Annotated in this window: 20 protein-coding genes; 3 read left to right on the top strand and 17 right to left on the bottom strand. The window is 51.0% G+C overall.

Annotation, left to right across the window (positions count from 1 at the left end; all coding sequences use genetic code 11):
* Positions 1-44: 44 nt before the first annotated feature.
* From AV656_RS09965 to AV656_RS09960, 3 genes are all read right to left on the bottom strand, one after another.
* Positions 45-743: a heptaprenylglyceryl phosphate synthase gene (locus AV656_RS09965; protein WP_063181503.1), complete on the bottom strand. Its 699-nt coding sequence runs from the start codon at positions 741-743 to the stop codon at positions 45-47.
* Between the two features lie 268 nt (positions 744-1011).
* Positions 1012-1452 (bottom strand): cell wall hydrolase, encoded by a 441-nt coding sequence (locus tag AV656_RS16135; protein ID WP_082818701.1) that lies wholly within the window; start codon positions 1450-1452, stop codon positions 1012-1014.
* A gap of 163 nt (positions 1453-1615) precedes the next feature.
* Complete coding sequence (locus AV656_RS09960) at positions 1616-2947, bottom strand: D-serine ammonia-lyase (protein ID WP_063181501.1); 1332 nt, start codon at positions 2945-2947, stop codon at positions 1616-1618.
* Positions 2948-3054: 107 nt separating this feature from the next.
* On the opposite strand from AV656_RS09960, the gene AV656_RS09955 reads away from it, so the two are divergent.
* The 3 genes from AV656_RS09955 to AV656_RS09945 are packed head-to-tail and all read left to right on the top strand — an operon-like array spanning position 3055 to position 4943.
* The gene (locus AV656_RS09955; protein ID WP_063181499.1) at positions 3055-3855 is read left to right on the top strand and encodes an MBL fold metallo-hydrolase; all 801 of its coding nucleotides are present in this window, start codon (positions 3055-3057) and stop codon (positions 3853-3855) included.
* A 59-nt stretch (positions 3856-3914) separates the two neighbouring features.
* Positions 3915-4535, top strand: a complete 621-nt coding sequence (locus tag AV656_RS09950; protein ID WP_063181497.1) for a class I SAM-dependent methyltransferase — start codon at positions 3915-3917, stop codon at positions 4533-4535.
* 30 nt (positions 4536-4565) lie between these two features.
* Complete coding sequence (locus AV656_RS09945; RefSeq protein ID WP_063181495.1) at positions 4566-4943, top strand: VOC family protein; 378 nt, start codon at positions 4566-4568, stop codon at positions 4941-4943.
* Positions 4944-5028: 85 nt separating this feature from the next.
* Here AV656_RS09945 and AV656_RS09940 read toward each other — a convergent pair whose 3' ends face one another.
* The 14 genes from AV656_RS09940 to AV656_RS09875 all read right to left on the bottom strand — a co-directional run bounded on the left by AV656_RS09940 (position 5029) and on the right by AV656_RS09875 (position 18890).
* The gene (locus AV656_RS09940; RefSeq protein ID WP_063181493.1) at positions 5029-6501 is read right to left on the bottom strand and encodes an aldehyde dehydrogenase; all 1473 of its coding nucleotides are present in this window, start codon (positions 6499-6501) and stop codon (positions 5029-5031) included.
* Positions 6498-6698: a 2-hydroxymuconate tautomerase gene (locus AV656_RS09935; protein WP_063181491.1), complete on the bottom strand. Its 201-nt coding sequence runs from the start codon at positions 6696-6698 to the stop codon at positions 6498-6500. Before AV656_RS09935 ends, AV656_RS09940 begins: the two co-directional genes overlap by 4 nt.
* 23 nt (positions 6699-6721) lie before the next feature.
* The gene (locus tag AV656_RS09930; protein ID WP_063181489.1) at positions 6722-7513 is read right to left on the bottom strand and encodes a 2-keto-4-pentenoate hydratase; all 792 of its coding nucleotides are present in this window, start codon (positions 7511-7513) and stop codon (positions 6722-6724) included.
* Between the two features lie 16 nt (positions 7514-7529).
* Complete coding sequence (locus tag AV656_RS09925; protein WP_063181487.1) at positions 7530-8306, bottom strand: 2-keto-4-pentenoate hydratase; 777 nt, start codon at positions 8304-8306, stop codon at positions 7530-7532.
* A 20-nt stretch (positions 8307-8326) separates the two neighbouring features.
* Positions 8327-9340 (bottom strand): 4-hydroxy-2-oxovalerate aldolase, encoded by a 1014-nt coding sequence (gene dmpG, locus AV656_RS09920; protein WP_063181485.1) that lies wholly within the window; start codon positions 9338-9340, stop codon positions 8327-8329.
* Positions 9337-10251, bottom strand: a complete 915-nt coding sequence (locus tag AV656_RS09915; protein WP_063181483.1) for an acetaldehyde dehydrogenase (acetylating) — start codon at positions 10249-10251, stop codon at positions 9337-9339. The genes dmpG and AV656_RS09915 overlap by 4 nt, the downstream gene beginning before the upstream one ends.
* A 123-nt stretch (positions 10252-10374) precedes the next feature.
* Positions 10375-11358, bottom strand: a complete 984-nt coding sequence (locus AV656_RS09910; RefSeq protein ID WP_063181481.1) for a catechol 2,3-dioxygenase — start codon at positions 11356-11358, stop codon at positions 10375-10377.
* Positions 11359-11397: 39 nt separating this feature from the next.
* Complete coding sequence (locus AV656_RS09905; protein WP_063181479.1) at positions 11398-11877, bottom strand: flavin reductase family protein; 480 nt, start codon at positions 11875-11877, stop codon at positions 11398-11400.
* 45 nt (positions 11878-11922) lie between these two features.
* The gene (locus AV656_RS09900; RefSeq protein WP_063181477.1) at positions 11923-13437 is read right to left on the bottom strand and encodes a 4-hydroxyphenylacetate 3-hydroxylase family protein; all 1515 of its coding nucleotides are present in this window, start codon (positions 13435-13437) and stop codon (positions 11923-11925) included.
* Positions 13438-13636: 199 nt separating this feature from the next.
* Complete coding sequence (locus AV656_RS09895) at positions 13637-15517, bottom strand: XylR N-terminal domain-containing protein (protein ID WP_082818700.1); 1881 nt, start codon at positions 15515-15517, stop codon at positions 13637-13639.
* A 369-nt stretch (positions 15518-15886) separates the two neighbouring features.
* On the bottom strand, positions 15887-16720 hold the full coding sequence (locus AV656_RS09890) for an STAS domain-containing protein (protein WP_063181473.1): 834 nt from the start codon (positions 16718-16720) through the stop codon (positions 15887-15889).
* Between the two features lie 189 nt (positions 16721-16909).
* Positions 16910-17461, bottom strand: coding sequence for a GNAT family N-acetyltransferase (locus tag AV656_RS09885; RefSeq protein WP_063181471.1), 552 nt, complete (start codon positions 17459-17461; stop codon positions 16910-16912).
* Between the two features lie 49 nt (positions 17462-17510).
* Positions 17511-17825, bottom strand: a complete 315-nt coding sequence (locus tag AV656_RS09880) for a YerC/YecD family TrpR-related protein (RefSeq protein WP_063181469.1) — start codon at positions 17823-17825, stop codon at positions 17511-17513.
* A 39-nt stretch (positions 17826-17864) separates the two neighbouring features.
* Positions 17865-18890, bottom strand: a complete 1026-nt coding sequence (locus AV656_RS09875) for a DUF3048 domain-containing protein (RefSeq protein ID WP_063181467.1) — start codon at positions 18888-18890, stop codon at positions 17865-17867.
* Between the last annotated feature and the right edge of the window lie 32 nt (positions 18891-18922).

The following is an 18922-nucleotide window of genomic DNA, read 5'->3' as shown; positions in this document are numbered from 1 at the left end:
TGCGAGCAGACGGGAGTTTGGCTCCAGTCTGCTCTATTTTTATATCAAATAGTCTTTTTTGTTTCTTTCACCGAGCGGACGGTTTTCAGAGCCGCTTTCAGGTCTTCATAGACGATGTTGCCGACGACAACCGTATCGGCATATCTCGCCATTTCGGAAGCCTGTTCCGCTCCGCGGATGCCGCCGCCGTAAACGAGGCGGGTGCCTTTCAGCACCTGGGCCGTGCGGCTGACCGTTTCCGGATCGCCGTAGGTGCCGCTGTACTCCAGGTATAGGACGGGCAGGCGGAAGAAATGCTCCGCGAGCCGGGCATAGGCGATGACGTCCTCCGTCTCGAGGGGCGCCTTTGCCCCGGTCAGCCTTGCCGCCTTGCAGTCAGGGTTAAGGATGACATAGCCCTCCGCCAGGATCTCGCTGAAGTCCATCAGATCGCCGTACTCGCGGATCGCCGCGAACTGATGGCCCTTGATCCAAGAGGCGTTGTCAGTGTTCAGCACGGTCGGAATGAGGAAGCCGTCGAAGCCCGGTGTGATCGCTTCAACGTCCGATACCTCGAGGACGACCGGCACCGAATACCTGCGGATGCGCATGAGAAGCGCAAGCACATTATCAAGCGTCACATTGTCCGTTCCGCCGACGATCAGGCCATCCGTCCCCGACTCGCACACCCGCTCCAGCGCTTCATCACTAATCTCCTTGGTCGGGTCCAGTTTAAACACATGCCGCCATTCTAGAAACTCCATGATGCAGTACCACCTGTCTATAGTTTGCGTCCCCCCATTATAACAAAAAAGACTCCATCCGGCGGCTGTTTTGAGGTGCCGTCGAAAGGAGTGTTTCAGTGGAGGTATTCTTGTGAAGTGAGACGGGAGAGAGACCTTTCGTCTGAAGGCAAAGCGTACATCAGGCGACATAGCGCGCCTGATGTCGGGATGCGGGGGTTCGATGCCCCCACTAGAGGAGTGATTTGGTGAACTTCAAAATCACGAATATGGCCTCACCAAGCTTTTTTTAGTAATTATAAACACTATCGCATGTATTAGCCTGTGGCTCATAATAACAATGTTGTTTATATTGTCCTGAAAATGGTTGATCATACCATGAAGGTGGACACGGAGCATACGGATTAAAATACCAAAGAGCATACTTAGAAGGATGTTGTCCCCAATACTTTACTACTTGTCGTGCCAATCTTCTCTCTACTTCTCTTGCCGGACTGTAAAATAAATTACCTTTTTGTACTGCTTCAAAGGAATAATTTCCACCTTGAACCTGAAAAATTACATCCTCTATGGTTCTTACATCCCTAAAATCTAAACAATCAGCTACTGCTCGATTTACAATGACATTCCCAACCATAAGCATCCCAAGTTTCCCTTCACCCTCAGCCTCTGCCCGCATCATTCGTGCAATTAAATCAATGTCCTTCTCCCTATATTGTACTCTCGCCACTTTACATCACCTCTAACAAGAATTGTATTCATAACAGCCTACAAAGATGTCAAAATAAAACGCGCGACCGCGCATAGGTTTCTATGCGCGCTTGCGGCAAGCCTATGCGCGCTTCCCCCAAGACGAACATAAAAACGCCGGCACGCAGCCGGCGTTCAACCTCTTATTCTCTTCCACGCTCAATATAAGACTCCATCACATCTTCCGGCACCATTCCCCCGCCGGTCGCCCAGGCGATATGGACAGCCTGGTCCATCCTGTCCTTCATCCCCGGATGCACCGAAGCATTGAATCCGGCCTTGGCGACATGCACCGCACCCGGCAGGCCCGCCAATGCGGACGGCTCCAGCCGGATGTCTTCCAGTTCGATCATTTTCGCAAGGAGACGGTAGAGTTTACCGTCTTCGACGGTGAACGAACCGGCGAGCAGCCGCTCCATCACTTTCCCGACAAATCCGGACGGGCGTCCGACCGCGAGGCCATCCGCATCCGTCTTGTTGTCGAGGCCAAATTCCTGTACCGACACTTCGTCATGCTTTCCGGTGACGAGACCGAGCAGCATGCACGGGGCATGGGTCGGCTCCGCGAAAAAGCAGTGGACATGATCGCCGAACACCTGCTTGAGCCCGAATGCAATACCCCCGGGACCGCCGCCGACACCGCACGGCAGATAAACAAACAGCGGCCGCTTCTCGCCGATTTCGATTCCCTGATCCTCAAGCTGCCCTTTGAGACGCAACGCCGCAACCGAGTAGCCAAAGAACAGGGTCTTCGAGTTCTCATCATCGACAAAGTGGTCGTTCGGATCCTCATCAGACTGGCGGCGTCCTTCTTCGACCGCCTTGCTGTAATCATCCGGATGCTCGACCACATTCACGCCTTTTTCCCGGAGCATGGTCTTTTTCCATTCCTTCGCGTCGCTCGACATATGAACCGTCACACGGAAGCCCATCTTGGCACTCATGATGCCGATGCTGAGGCCCAGGTTCCCGGTCGAGCCGACCGTAATCGAATACTTGGAGAAGAACTCGCGAAAGCGCGGTTCGGCAAGCACCGAATAATCATCCGATTCGTTCAGGAGCCCATGCTCAATAGCCAGGTCTTCCGCATGCTTCAGCACCTCATAGATACCGCCGCGCGCCTTCACGGAACCGGAAATCGGCAGATGGCTGTCACACTTGAGCATCAGCTGACCCGGAATTTCAACGCCGGAATCCTGTTCCAGCCACTTCTTCATTTCAGGAATTTCTTTTAGAGGTGATTCGATGATCCCGCCAGAAGCCTCCGTTTCCGGGAAGACTTTCGCAATATACGGTGCAAACCGGCGGAGGCGTGCTTCTGCATCCCTCATATCGCTGATCGACAGGCCGGTATCTGCCTCATGAACAGATCCGTATATCGGGTTTTCCCAGAATACTTCCTCTGCTTTTATGATCTCACGGATGACCGGATGGGCACCGGTCCATTCATCAACTGTCTTCCCTGCAATCTTCATCCTGCATGTCCCCCTTCACAACCAGCTCCCTCTATTAAAGCAGGAATCCCACAAACTTTCCCGAATTTCTTAATGAATGTCCATTCACTGAAAAGGGAAGTGATTCTTTGCTCCGTTCGTACGAACACGATGGCGTGACCTGCCTTGAACTGACTCATCCGGTCATGGGGAAAGTCTTTTCCTTCCTCACCGACGGCATGCTGGTCGATACCGGCCCACAATCCCTGGAAGCTGATATCATGCCCGATCTCGAACAGGCGTCATTCGATCAGGTTGTCCTGACGCACAGCCACGAAGATCATTCCGGCAATGTGCCGTCCATCCTGAAGCGCCGCGAAGTGCCGGTCTTCGTCCATCATAATGGGATTGCGATCTGCGCCAAAGACACCCCGTATCCGGCGTACCGCCAGGCAATTTGGGGAAAGCGCAGACCGTTCATCGCTCTGCCGATTTCAGAAACCATCCGTTCCCGGACACGAGAGTGGACGGTCATCGAAACGCCGGGTCATGCGGAGGACCACATCAGCCTGTTTGATCCGCAGACGGGAATTCTGTTTTCTGGCGACCTGTTCGTTTCGCCCAAGACAAAGGTCATCATGGGGGACGAGTCGATCCCGGAGCGGATGGCCTCCACACGAAGGCTGCTCGAACTCGATTTCGGCCCGATGTTCTGCTGCCATGCCGGCTATATCCCGGACGGCAAGAACATGCTGCAGCAAAAGCTGGATCATCTCGAGTACATCTATGGTGAAGTGGAAGCACTTCATAAAAAGGGACTTCCGGCAGAAGACATCCGAAAGGCGCTGTACCCGAAAGACTATCCGATCATCAGCGTTTCAGGCGGTGAATGGGACTCTCTGCATATCGTGAACTCGGTTATTGCGGACATCGAGAAAATCACGCCCTGATCAATCGGGTGGAATATTACTCGAATTTCTTCGGAATGGGCCGTCAGGGAGCTGACTATATGAATAACCGTTGGAACAGGATCATCTACAAAATCTGGTCGCCAATCTATGACCGCTTCTTTAATTCGGGCAGCTTCCTGAAAGCCAGGCAGCAGGTATTTTCGAATATTGTGTTTTCCGAAGGACAGAATATTCTTTTCGTCGGAATTGGTACTGGAGCGGATCTGGAGCTGATTGACCGCAGGCCCGCTGAGATCACAGCCATTGACTACTCGCCGGATATGCTCGATCAGGCTAGGCAAAAGTTTGGTGATACGGACATCCGCTTTATTGAAATGGATGCGCAACACTTGGAGTTCGGGGATGACGAATTCGACTTTGTTGTCGCGAGCCTGATCCTATCTGTGGTGCCCGATCCCGACCGATGCTTTGGGGAAATGGTGCGTGTACTAAGACCCGGCGGGACTCTTTTGATTTTCGATAAATTCGCCACTGGAGAAAGCAAACCCCCACTTGGAAAAAGGCTGATCCGGCCCGTTATCAAAGCACTTGGGACAGACATCGGCCTATCGTTTGAAAACCTGTACCGCCGGCACAGCGCGGAGATGCACGTCATTGAAGACCGTCCCGTCATGATCAATGGCATGTACCGAAAAATCCAGCTCGGGAAGGAACATTAGTATTGCTTATTTGAAAGGAGAAGAAAAGGTTTGAGCGTTCTTTTTAGAGTCGAGTTATATGTAAAGGATATTGAAGAATCGCTGAAATTTTATCAAGAGGTGATCGGCTTAGAACTGTACGGCCGGAATGAGAAATGCGGACGTTTTAATTACGATTGTTTCTCATTGCTGATTACTTCTGAATCTGTCTTGGATGATCAGCATTACTTCAAAAACAAGGTAAGAAGCAATATCAAAGGAAATGGTTTTGAGTTAATCATCGTCGTTGATGAATTGGAGAAAGTGTATCAAAAGTGCATGGATAGTCTTTACCCGATTGAGGTTGATGTAGAGGAATATCCGTGGAATATGAGAGGGTTTAAACTAGCTGACCCAAACGGGTATTTTATAAGGATCACTTCAAAATGAATGAAAACCTACATAAAAAACCTCCAAAACCACTGTGGGTCTGGAGGTTTTATGAGTTCAACTGAACGCTGAGCCTTCTCTTCCTTTAGTTCAACGCAATACAAATATTCTTCGCTTCCGTGAAGAAGGCCATGCTGTGCTCTCCGCCTTCACGGCCGATCCCGCTCTTCTTGAACCCGCCGAACGGGACGCGTAGGTCACGGACGAACCAGCAGTTGACCCAGATTGTGCCTGCACGCACGCCGTGCGAGATGCGGTGTGCCCGCTGCAGGTTTTCTGTCCAGACGACGCCGTTCAGACCGTACTGGGTGTCATTGGCAATCTCAAGTGCCTCTTCCTCCGTGTCGAACGGAATGATCGTAACGACCGGTCCGAAAATCTCTTCCTGGCAGATCCGCGCTTTCGGATCTTCGTGCACATAAATCGTCGGCTCGAGATAGAAGCCTTCGCTGAGTTGCTCAGGAAGCTCCGGACGCTTTCCTCCGCTGATCAGCTTGGCACCTTCTTCTTTTGCGACTTCAAAATAGCTCGTGACTTTTTTGTAGTGATCTTCGCTGACCAGCGGACCCATGTCCGTGCCTTTTTCCTGAGGATCGCCTACTTTGAGGGCCTGTGCGGCCTGCTTGAACTTCTCCAGGAATTCATCGAGGATGCCTCGCTGGACCAGGATTCTGGATCCGGCAAGGCAGACCTGGCCGGAGTTGAAGAATGCGGCACGGATCGAACCCGGAATCGCTTTTTCAAGGTCGGCATCTTCGAAGATGATGTTTGCCGCTTTGCCGCCCAGTTCAAAGGAGACTTTTTTCAGCGTGCTTGCACCGCTCTCCATGATGTGCTTGGCAGTGGCCGTCGAACCGGTGAAGGAAACCAGATCGACATCCGGATGAGTCGTCAGTGCATTGCCGACGACGCTGCCTTTGCCCTGGACCACGTTGACGACACCGTCCGGAATCCCTGCCTCTTTGGCGATTTCGCCAAGGAAGGACACAGACAGCGGCGTGTTTTCGGCCGGCTTGATCACGGCCGTGTTTCCGGCGGCCAGGCACGGGCCGAGTTTCCATGTCGTGAGCATGAACGGAACATTCCATGGAGTGATCAATGCTGCAACGCCGACCGGCTCGTATCTCGTATAGTTGAGGTATGCCTCACCCATCGGATAGGCTTCCGCACCCTGCTTCTCGGCAAAGTCCGCGAAGAATCGGATGTTGTTGGCTGCACGCTCCACTTCGCCGTTCAGGGTTGCCTCAAACGGCTTTCCGACATCCATTGCATCGTTGCGGGCGATTTCTTCTTTTCGCTCCAGGATGATATCAGCCATTTTCCGGAGCTTTGCGGCGCGCTCTTCGATCGGCATCTTTCTCCACGGGCCGTTTTCGAAGGCCTCTCTGGCTGCGCGGCAGGCCCGGTCCACGTCTTCTTCAGTGGCTTCGCTGACCCGCGCGATCAGTTCCTGGTTGGCCGGGTTCGTCACCTCAAACGTTTCACCGTCGCTTGCAGGCACGTATTCCCCGTTGATGTACAGACCGATTTCTTTGACTTCGGTTTTCACAGTCGTCATTTTACTTGTTCCCTCCGTTTCTTCACAGACTCACCGGCAATGCCCCAATGTTCGGGTTTCATTTCGTTGATCATGACCCGGACGGTTTCTTCCGGTGCGTCCAGAACGTCTGAAGCCAGATGAGTCACTTCACGAATGAATTGCTCTTTTTTCTCCGGAGATCTTCCTTCTAAAATGTTGACTTGTATGAATGGCATATCTCTGTCCCACCCAACCTGAATTATTCTGTGAATACTGCCTGTACCGAACCGATTCCGTCAAAGCTTGCAGTGAACTGGTCCCCCGGCTTGACCTCCAAAGCAGCGGACAGGGAGCCGCTCAGAACCACTTCGCCCGCCTTCAGCGTCTTGCCGGCTTCATTGAGTTTATTGGCCAGCCAGGCAACCGCTCTTGCCGGGTGCCCCATCACGGCCGCTCCGGCACCGGTCGCTTCGACTTCTCCGTTTTTCCTGTAGACAAAGCCCATCAGTTTCAGGTCCAGGTCATCCGGCTTATAGAAGCGTTCTCCGATGATGAACTGGGCAGAAGAAGAATTATCGCTGACCGCGTCCGCAAGGGTGAACTTGTAGCCAAAGAACCGGCTGTCGATGATTTCGATGGCAGGCGCAACATATTCCGTCGCATTCAGAACGTCGGCCACCGTAATATGAGGGCCTTTAAGCTCTTTGTTCAGTACAAAGGCAATCTCGGGTTCAGCCTTTGCGTGAATGAATGGGGCAATCGAAACCGGCTCCCCCTCATTTACCTGCATGCTTCCCAGCAATGCACCGTAAGTGGGCTCGTGGACACCCATCATCTCCTGCTTCGCCTTGCTCGTGAGGCCAAGCTTCCAGCCGACCTGCTTCGTGTTTTCCGCTTCCACTTTCATGGCAACGAGCCGGTCCTGGACCTGATAGGCCATCGCCTCGTCGAGTTCCGGATAGCGGTCCACGAATTTATCCACTGCCGTTTTATTTTTTTCAGCCTTGAACAACTCTTGTGCGATGTCGTCTACTGCATCCGTTTTAATCATGCCTTCACCTTTCCTTTTACCGTTTGAATGTGACACTGATTGAACCGATATGGTCAAATTCGGCCGTGAATGTATCCTGGTCCGCAGCCTCCAACGCACCGGTCAGTGCACCGGACAGGATGATTTCCCCGGCTTTAAGGGAAACGTCATACTTCCCCAATGAATTGGCCAGCCAGGCAACTGAGCGCAGCGGACTTCCCAGTACTGCAGCCCCGGCACCTGAATCGATCATTTCTCCGTTTTTGTAGGCCACCATTCCGATATGGGCCAGGTCGATCCCGTCCAGGCTGGTCGGCTTACCGCCGATCACGGCAGCTGCCGAAGAGCCGTTGTCTGCCACGGTGTCTTCAAATGCAATTTTCCAGTCGCCGATCCTGCTGTCGATGATTTCAATCGCCGGAGCAATATAATCGGTGGCTTCGATGACATCCATGACCGTTACATTTGGGCCTTTCAGATCCTTTTTCAGCTTGAAGGCAATTTCAAATTCCACTTTGGGCTGAATGAAGTTCTCCAGGGAAATGACTTCGCCTTCCACATGCATCATGTCGTTCAGAAGATGGCCGTAATCGGGCTGCTCTACGCCGAACATGTTCTGAATCGCCTTGCTCGTTGCGCCAATCTTCTTTCCGACAATGATGGCGCCGTCTTCTACCTTGCGGCGGATGAGTTCCAACTGAGTATGATAGGCATCATCCACGGAAATGCCCGGATAGGTTTCTGTTAAAGGCTGAATGCTTTCTTTTGACCGCTCCGCTTCATATAGTCTCGCTGCGGCTTCTTGGACGACCATTCATATCCCTCCGATTTCGTTCAGACCAACGCTTTTTTCTTTTCTGCAAGTTCAAGGGCGACATCAAGGATCCAGTCCTCCTGGCCCGCAATGGCCTGCCGCTTCCCGAGTTCCTCCATGATTTCGGTCGGATTGATCTGATATTTTTCGGCTGCATGCCTGACATGCAGGAGGAAGCTATTGTAGACACCGGCATAGCCGCTGGACAGATTGTCACGGTCAATGACAATCGGCCCCGGCATGATGGGCACAATCACCTCTTCGGAAAGATCCATCATTTTTGAAAGATCAATGCCGGTATTCAGGTCCATCTTGTTCAACGCCGCCACAAGCACTTCTGTCGGTGCATTGCCTGCACCCGCACCGAGTGCCCGGACAGTTCCATCGATCTGGTCCGCACCCGCTTCCAGTGCAGCAATCGAATTTCCGATGGCCAGCCCCAGATTATTGTGGGCATGGAAGCCAACCTCGATCGAGAGGGCTTCTTTCAGTGCGGAAACCCGCTCCCTGACCCCCTCCGGAACGAGCGCCCCTGCGGAATCCACGACATACACACAGTCCGCGCCGTAGGACTCCATCAGCTTCGCCTGCTCTGCAAGCACCTCAGCCGGCTGGGTGTGCGACATCATGAGGAATCCGACTGCTTCGATGCCCAGCTCTTTGGCCAGGCGGATATACTGTTCCGTCACATCCGCTTCCGTGCAATGAACGGCCACCCGGATGACCCGGATGCCGATCTCGACTGCCTTTCTCAATTCCTCACTGGTTCCGATTCCTGGCACAAACAGGGAGGCGATCTTCGAATGTTCGGCGGTTTCAACCGCTGCCCGGATCAGATCGAATTCGGGCGTCTTCGAAAAGCCTTGCTGAATGGTCGAGCCGTTCAGCCCGGCACCATGGCTGACTTCGATCACGGGGACACCCGCCCGGTCCAGCCCGCCGACGATCTCCCTTACCTGCTCTTCCGTGAAGCTATAGCTGATGGCATGTGCGCCATCTCTTAGTGTCGTATCCGTAATTCTTGGGGCTTTCATTGCCTGACCTCCTCCTTCTGAAGAAAATGGCTGGCATACAGTTCTCCGACCTTCCTTGCAGAGGCGGTCATGATATCCAGGTTCCCGGCGTATTTCGGGAAGAAGTCCCCTTCGCCTTCCACTTCATTCATGATGACGACGACAGGCAACCGTCCCCACGGGGTATCCCGCTCATCGAGCATCGGCTCGCCCTTCAGGCGATAGCCGGGTACATATTCGGAAACGTCCTCGACCATTTCACGGATCGACTTTTTGATTTCATCGAAGTCAAAGTCCTTTTCCTGAATGACGGTATAAACCGTATTGGTCATGGTGATCGGAGGCTCGGCAGGGTTGAAAACAGGAATGGCCCTGGCCGTTTTGGCCCCGCCCACTTTCATGAGGGCATTTGCCGTCGTACGCGTGAATTCATCGACATTCTGACGGGTTCCCGGGCCAATCGCCCGGCTGGCCACTGTCGCAATCATTTCGGCATAATGGACGGGAACCACTCTGGATACCGCGTAGACCAGCGGTGCCGTTGCCTGCCCCGCGCAGGATACCATGTTTACATTTTTCGCTTCGAGATGATCATCAAGATTCACTGGAGGCACAAGATAAGGGCCCACGGAAGCAGGCGTCAGGTCAATGGCCATTTTCCCTGCGGCTTCAAGCTTTTCGGCATTCTGGATATGTGCTTTCGCGCTGGTTGCGTCAAACACAATCCGGATCTCCGGATCAGCCAATATGGCGTCAATGCCCTCGTGACTTGCTTCAATGCCGGCTTCCCTGGCACGTGCCAGTCCCTCGGATTCCGGATCAATACCGGCCACCAGCGCCAATTCCATGGCACCGTCATTCTTCAAAATCTTATACATCAGATCTGTCCCGATGTTCCCAGACCCCAGAATTGCCGCTTTAACTTTTGACATTGGCCTTCCACCTTCCTCTCCATTATTCAGTCATCGCCGGAACGCACAACGTGTCCGGCAGATATGTAAATGGAAGATTCCTTTAAAAAAGCTCACACTCTTTTAAAGAAATCGTTCCATTCATTATTTAGATGTGATGACTTCCGGGAGGGAGACCGGCGTGCCCTGGGTCCACCAGGATTCAGGGAATGCCGTACCGATCCATGTATCTCCGTATCCAGGCGTGTCTTTCATTTCCCAGATGACCGGCTCAAAGGTCGGGTCTGTAATCAGGTAACCCGCATCGCCGAACAGTTCGATCCGGTTGCCGCCCGGCTCATGCACGTACATGCAGAACGCCTGGCTGATGCCGTGCTTGTTTGGCGGAACTTCGATGTGGTAGTCATTGTCTTTCAGCAGGTCGCTGATATCGAACAGGTTTTGAGGAATCCCGTACCAGTAGCACAGGTGATGGAGTTTGCCCGGCACCTGTTGCGGCTCCTGCATAAAGGCGATTTCATGGACCAGGTTGGAAACGCTCATCCAGCTGCCGAGGGGTTTCCCCTGGTCCTGGATCTGTTCTCTCAGCCTGAAGCCGAGGGCATCGATCATGAAGTCCGTGTTTTTCGCCGTATCGGAAGTCATCAGGTTGATATGGTCCAGACGGCGCACGGGAACACCGCGATCGGGGCGCTTTACGTTACGGTTCAGGAGGCGGCTCTTTTCTCCGTCCTGTTGAATGTAGTAGTCGACTTCGTATAGCAGCTCCATGTTGTGACCATCCGGTGTGGTGAACTGATACGCCGGGCCGTGTCCGACATCACCGTCGATCCACCCCTTGCCGAGGCCTGTTGCCTCAACGGCTGCCACACGGCGCTCGAGGGCTTTTGGCGTATGTGTGCGCCAGCCGACGTGGCCCAGGCCGGCATCCTTGGACTCGGTGATTTTCAGTGTGTTTTGATACGAATCCTCATAAGCTTTCAGATAGACCGACTGACCTTCACGTGCGGTGACGTTCATCCCCAGAAATCGGGTGAAAAACTCTACGCTCTCCTCCGGCTTTGGTGACAGCAGTTCCACATGCGCCAGTTGTGCGACATCGAATATCGGTTCTTTAAATTGAGTCATTACAGATCCCCCCAGTTTTTTAATGGACAGCATGAGCTGTTAAACGACTGCGTTCGCTTTTTCAAGAGACTTATATTGGCCTTTATGGAAGAGCAGAGGGTCCGGGCATTCTTCGAGTTTCAGGTCAACCACTTTCCCGATAAACAGCGTATGGTCCCCTTCGATATGCTCATTGACCACTTCACATACGATTTGTGCCGAGCAGCCTTTGATGACCGGCAGATCGGCCAGCCACTCAAATTCTACGTGCCGCTTCTCCTTGATCTGGCCGGCAAATATCATCGAGAGATCCTTCTGGTCGTTGGACAGGGTGTTCACCGCATATTTTTTGCTTTTCCGGATTTTCTCCAGCATGCTCGCGTTTTCACCGATTGAAATGACGACGAGCTTCGGGTTCAGCGAGACGGACATAAATGCATTAGCAGTCATCCCGTGCACTTCCCCATCAACTTCTGTCGTGATGACATTGACACCGGTGGCAAAATTCCCCATGGCATTTCTGAATTGACGATCATCCATTGGAAACCCTCCTTTTGAGATTTTGACCCTTGCGATCAGTCCGACTTATTGTTTGACCAGTGCTTCCACTTCGGACGGGTTGATCCATGTCTCATTTGTCCAGCCATGCAGGTCATAGTCGCTCATCGCCGTTTCGGCAAAGGTCTTGTACGAGTCTGCAGCCCCTACGGCTTCTGCATGCTTCAGTGCTTCCAAGCGGATATTTTCGGTGTTGCCCGCATAGTTGATTTCATAGAGTTCATGACGTCCGCCGAATTCGGAACCGACGGCGTCCCAGACCATCTTCAGCAGCTTGATTTTGTCTTCAGATTCGATTCCGGTGCCGCGGTAGTACTTGTCGATATACGGACGGATCTCAGGATTCAGGAGATCATTTGCACTGGACGGGAGTTGGATCAGGCCGCCTGCGACCACTTGCTCGAAGATGTTTTTCACCCGTACCCATGTGTTCGGTGCAAGGACGCGGTAGGCATTGGCATAGAATCCGCTTGGCACTTTCAGGCCGTTGATGCCCTGGTCCGGTTCGCTTGCCATGGCGGTCGTCAGTCCCCAAATCATGTTTCTGAGGGCGATGACTTCTCCGACATTCACCTGGACTCCCCTGAATTGATGGGTGCCCGCTGCTTCTGTCGCCTTCAGAAGCAGACCGGCCATGAAGTCCAGTTTGACAGCCAGGCGGGTCGCGCCATGGAACGAGAATCGGTTAACGAACTTGGTTTCCGTGAAGAAACCATTCGATACTTCGATGTTTTTATAAGCCAGAACGTCTTCCCACGGGATGAAGACGTTATCCAAAACGATCACCGCATCATTTTCATCAAACCGGCTGGAAAGCGGATAATCAAACGGTTTTCCGTTGGTTGATGCATTCAGCTCGAACGACTGACGGCTGATCATCTTCACGCCAGGCGCGTTCATCGGTACAAAGAAAACAAGTGCGTGGCTCTGGTCACCGCCGCCGAGGTCGTTCGGACCGTAGTTGGCGACGAAGTTATAATTGGTAAGAGGAGCAGCCGTACCCACCATCTTCGCGCCGCTTACTACAATTCCGTCATCTTTTTCTTTGACTACACGGACAAAGACATCTTTGTTTTCATGCAGCGGTTTTGAGCGGTCGACTTGCGGGTTAATGACAGTATGGTTGACGAATGATACGTCTTTCGAGACTTTCTGGTACCATGCACGGGCGTTGTCTTCGAACCCTTTGTAAAATTCGGCATAGCCGTTCAGATGCCCGATGAATGAAGCTTTATAGTCAGGTGTCCGTCCCATGAATCCATAATTCAGCTTTGACCATTCTGCAATGGCATCACGCTGCTCGATCAGATCCTTTGAGCTGGTTGGTGTTACAAAGAATTTATGTGTTTTGTCTCCAAATTCGTTGGTCGTGACGAGTTTCTTGCTTAGTTCCTTGTCGTGGAGGGCGTCATACATTCTGGCATAGGAGCGGGCTGCATTGCGGAAAGCCGGATGGGTGGTCACATCATCAACTTTTTCACCATTCAAATAGACGACTCTTCCATCCCTGAGGCTTTCTAAGTATTCGTTACCTGTAAACATTTCTCATCCTCCAATGCTATTATTTTCGGACTATTCCTTCGACTTCACCATCAGTCTATTTGAAAACGCTTTCTCCAACAATGACTGCAGATGTCTAAACTGGTGGAATCTTTAGACACTTGGTGTCAGTCGCACAAAAAACGTCCACACAAAAAAAACATCCGCCTGAGAGGCGAATGGGTTTTTCAGTGAAACTTATTCAGATCGTAATCTTGCCTGTGGAAATCAGTGCCTGAATGGACAGCATTAATTTGTATGACACTTCCGGGTTACGGAGATCCTGATTCATCTCCCTTTCTATTTTGCCGATCCTGTACCTGAGACCGCTTAAGGATAATGCCAGATCAGACGAAGTCTGCTCCAGGTTCCCCCCATTCTGAAGGTACACGTACAACGTCCTGATCAGTTCCATCCTTTTATGGTCATTGAGATCCTGACTAAGCGGCCGAAGCGTGAAGAGGGCTGCCTTTTCAACCTCTTCCTGATTGCTGATATTAATCAGCGGACCCAAAATTCCCAATGACTCAAACGCCTGTATCGGACTATATTCGGATGTCATTCTTACCGCAGTGAGCGCCTCTTTATAACTGACCGAAGCCCTGCTGATTTCTTCGGATTGCAGGCTGATCCCAGCACGCACGGTCACCTGGGAAAAACTGTTTACCAGGTATTCAAGATAACTCTGACAAGTGGCATTGATGCCATTGGGCTCGATTTCGCTCTTTAGGAAAAGCAGCACCAAATCATCAGCCTGCTGCCCGATCAAAATATGGACTCCGCGGTTTTTGAAGTAATTGGAGGTCCGATTCATGACTTCCTCATGGAAAGCCAACTCTGTTTTATAGTTCTGATTGAATAACTCAAAGGTGACAACAACCATGTAGTACGGCTGGAATAAATCCACGCCGATAAAGCTGCTGCGCCTCAAAATTTCTTCCTTCGTAAATTCATTGTTTAAAATCTGCTCCAGAAATCTTCCCTTCATCCTATCTTCGGCTTCTGCTTCCGTTTTCTTGTTTAATAGATACAGTGCGCAAATAGAAGAGATCCGTTCTATAATCATTTGCAGGAAGACTGAATCCTCCCCCTTGCATTCCTTGCAGATAAAGGAGCAGTATCCGATGGTTTTCCCCTGCAACACAACAGGAGTTGTCACCCTCATATGATCATCCAGTTCGATTACTTTCGTTCGGCTGATTGACTTCTTCATCTCTTCCTTACATTGGACAAACTCCTTAAATTCCTGGTTCAGGACGGTCAATTGTCCACCTGGAATTCCTCCTGAGGCAACCGGCTGCAAATCCGCATTTTCAATTAGGATTGCGGTTTTCGTTAGCCTGTAGACGAAATCCGTAATAGAATCCAGGTCTTTTCCTCTCAGAATCTCTTCGGTCAGTTTGTTATAGATCGTTGAAACTTCTTTTAAACGGTTCCGTTCCTCAAGCAGTTTCTCAAACGTTAACTCCAATTCCTTGACGATGGGTTCTTCAGTGAAGTATTTCAGTTCTTCATGCATGTCTTCCGTCCAGTAGTCACTCGTTCTTCCGACGAACCTGCATGTCCCGTCTCCTGCACCTGTACAGGAAACTTCTTTCATCAGCACGGTCTGATTGCTGATTTCGGTCAGAAAACCGCTGACATATCCGACTAACGTATGGCAGACGGGCTCATCAGCAGTTCCGAATTGGCTGATGTGCTCTTCCGCTTCATAAGAAAACTCCCAATTCCCTTCTAAATAGATCGAATACTTATCACCGCGCTGCTTGACCTTCAAATGGGTGATAATCGGTATGACATGTCCCTGCAAACGATGAAAAACAGGACCTTTCCGGATGATCTCCTCAATGGGGGAGCCCTTGTACTTTGCTAAGATCACCTTGGCATCTTTTCGTCCCAGATCAGACCCATAGCGGATCAAAAAACCCTTCACTCTGTCCTTTCCGATATTTAAATACAAGTCCTTTCTTAAAACCCCAAATGTCGAGGTCGGTACGATCACGGCCCTGTTGCCATCAGAATAAATCAATCCATTTTGTTCAATGCTGATATCCCTCTCTAACCTTGGATCTGTAATTTCCAAGCAGCTTTCCCTCCTATGACCATTGGTAATTAGGACGGCTTATTTGTAAACGCTTGCAATTCTGTTGAGTTAATATTTATATATTAGGGAATTATCAAATATCAGTCAATCGAACTAAAGGACCTTTGCCAATAACAGGTGAAAATTATAGCCGGCCTGAACGGGACGGTCTGTCAAGGTCGTATGAATCAAAAAAGAGAAGGCTCCATGCCTCCTCTTCCACTTATATTCTCTCCAAAGTTATCGGGAATGTGTCCAACATCAAAAGCTTGGGGACCTCTGCCCCTAAGCTTTCCGCGCTGATCGAGTTGATCTCTTCACAGTACCGGAGGCCATCTTGCATAGGCAGGATTTCTTAATCTGTCTGCTTTACATATGGGAAAGATTCAAGGCATTTTCCAATGTTGAATAGGTCGGGATATTCTCAAACGAAAGCCCCAAATGGATAGCTGTTTGAGCAATCTCAGGCCTGATTCCGCATAAGATTGTTTTTACACCCAGTAAGGTTAACGCCTCGGACAATTGGAAAATTTGTTGGGCGACCATGGTATCGATCGTGACGACACCCGATAAGTCTATATAAAGACTTTCAAGCCGCTTTTCACTGCTTTGCCTTAACGCATGCTCTAGGATGAAATTGGCACGTTCACTATCAATATCGCCGATCAGCGGCAACAGCCCAGTATTTTTTGTAATCGTGATGACAGGTGAACTTAGCTTGTTAATAAGCTCACGATGGGCTTGCAGCCTCTTGGTAGCGTGTCGGTCATACTCTTCGAAGAACCATACAGTAACCTTATCCATCGTGCTGATAATCAGCTTTTCCCAATCCTCTTTATCCTTAGGGGAAAACTGATATTCATGCAATGCAGCAAATTGTCTGATTAACTTGAGATATTGATTTCGTGTTCTGTAAAATTCACCTAATATTAGTGTCGAGGGAGTCTCCAAATGTTTTTGATCGGAAGCGACCATCACGATCCAGTCTTCCAACTCTTTTAAAAACTTTTCTTCTGCAATAAAAACACTAAAGAAAATACGGTGGAACTTTGTGTTTTGGCTTTTAAGGGTTGTCAGCTCTTTAGGATCACTCGTAGTATAGACGCCTCCTGAAGAGGCTCTATCCAACCCCTCGTACCAATCCTCTGTTAATTCCGTGGCTTTCAAAATGAGAAAGTCATAAAGCTCCTGATACTTCGCCAATTTTCCCCTTCCTCCATCCAAGTATTTAGTATTTATCGTATTCAACCTTAGCGATTCAATGTTTTCGCATCTCTGTCTTGGAGCACCGGTTGTCCAGAAAATCATACCATAAAGAGGCACTCATGCCTTCTCCTTCATCCCGAGTTTTTGTCCAACATAAAAAAGCTCAGAGACCTTGGTCCCCAAGCTTTATATCCACTCTCTTTTCAATAGCGAGAAAGAGTAATGGTCATAGTATTTCCCTTTGTAAAGATGCTTGTCTCTGTAGATGCCTTCGTTTTTAAAGTTGAGGGCCTTCAACAATTGGCTGGATCTGCTGTTTTCCACCGCGACATATGCATGGATGCGATTCAGCTTCATGTTGTCAAAACCGCTCCCGATCGCCACGGTCAATGCTTCTTTCATATATCCCCGGCCCCAAAATTCAGGGGATAAGTCATAACCGATTTCAGCAATATGATTGGTCTTATCCCATAAATGAAAGCCGCAAGTCCCAATCCGTTCGCCGTTATCTTTCTTTACCAACACCCATCTGTTGTATCCGGCAATTTCCGGATTGGAATAGAAATTCACCAGTTCGATTGCTTCTTCTCTGCTCGTGAAATTCTCTTCATCGTAAAGATACTCACAAACCTTCTCATCACTGAAGTGTTTGTACAGAAAATCTGTATCTTCTTCTCTTACATTTCTCAAGGAGAGCCTTTCCGTTTCTAATTCAGGAAAAAGTACTGGCTGACTCATGGTTCATCTCCTAATGGGCTGCTTATGCCGCAGTATCAAATCCGTTCGATCAGACTTCCTCTTCTTCTTTGTCCTTTTCCTCCATGCGTTCCAGGATCTCGCCGTAGCCGCCGGAGCCGTAGTCGAAGCAGCGGCGAACACGGGAGATGGTGGCGGTGGAGGCGCCGGTTTCGTTTTTGATGTTTTCGTATGTGTAGCCCATTTTCAGCATCCGCGCCACGTTCAGCCGCTGCGACAGTGACTGGACCTCACTGATGGTCGCGAGGTCATCAAAGAAGCGATAGCATTCATCCAGATCGCGAAGTTCGAGGATCGCCTCGAACAGGGCGTCGGTCTGTGGGCCGCGCAGTTTTTCGAGTGCCATATCGGCACCTCCTTTTATCTGTTCTAGCCTTATGCGGGTTTAAGGGTGATGAGTCAGTGTGCCGGAAATGTCCGGAACCAGATGAATCCAGGTCTTGCCCGGCGCGAGATCAAACGGCTGGTCACCATCCATCACGGTCGGAATTCCGTCCCGGAGTTGCCAGGAGGCCTGATAGACAAGCCCGTTGCGCAGAACAGAGGCTTTGCCGCCTGCAGCAAGATCCAGCGAACGGCGTCCCTGGTCGTCAATTACCCGGTGCGGAACTTCCAGGATCAGGACATTTGCAAGACGCACCGGAGTATTTCCGGACGCATCCACTGTCTCCTCCCCCCCGGTAAACCTCTTGTACGAGGCATTTTGCGGATCGTAGACATAGCGGCTGTTGAAATTCGTGAAACGGCCGTATGTCACATCAGCCTCGGTGGCCTCTTCGCCTCCGGCCGGTGGGTCCGTATCAAACCGCCAGTCCGGATCTTTAGGGTTGTCCATACGGAAACCGCTGTCCATGGCCCCATTGAATACCGCATCGCCCGTTATATACGAATTATGCGGGGCTTTCCGGTCTTTGGAACGCAGGAAGAGTGTTCCCTCATATCGGATGCCGTTTAAATGGTCGACGGCGCCGGAATCCAGGAGCGATTTCGCCTCCGGACTATGCCCGTGGGCGATATATAATGCGCCGTGTCCGCCGGCAAGTTCAATGAAATAGTCGCGGGCGCTCCGGATTGGCCCTATGCGATCGGGCATCTCCGACTGGTAGAGGGCAAGCAGCCGCGTGACTTCATATTCCGCCAGCATCTCATAGATGACATCGGCTTCCGAAAGGCCCGACTGCGGCCGCGCCTTTGGATGGTTATTGATCGTCGCGAGGACAGGCCGCATGTCCGGCTCGGTCTCCATCTCAAGACCCGTATAGGGTGCGGTGTAGGTGACTTCTGCGAACGCCTCATCCGGCTTTTCTTCATTTTCGGCATCCGGATTAATCGGTTCATCGACCGCGCTTTTTGCACAGCCGGCGAGCAGGACCGCGACGGCTGCCGCAGCGATCCAATTTCTTTTTTTCAATTCAGTTCCCCCTATGCATGGACTCGGTCATC

It is taken from the genome of Bhargavaea cecembensis (genome assembly GCF_001619585.1).
Taxonomy (GTDB): domain Bacteria; phylum Bacillota; class Bacilli; order Bacillales_A; family Planococcaceae; genus Bhargavaea; species Bhargavaea cecembensis_A.
The sequence above is the reverse complement of the archived record's forward strand: the minus strand, read 5'-3'. Positions and strand labels throughout refer to the sequence as shown.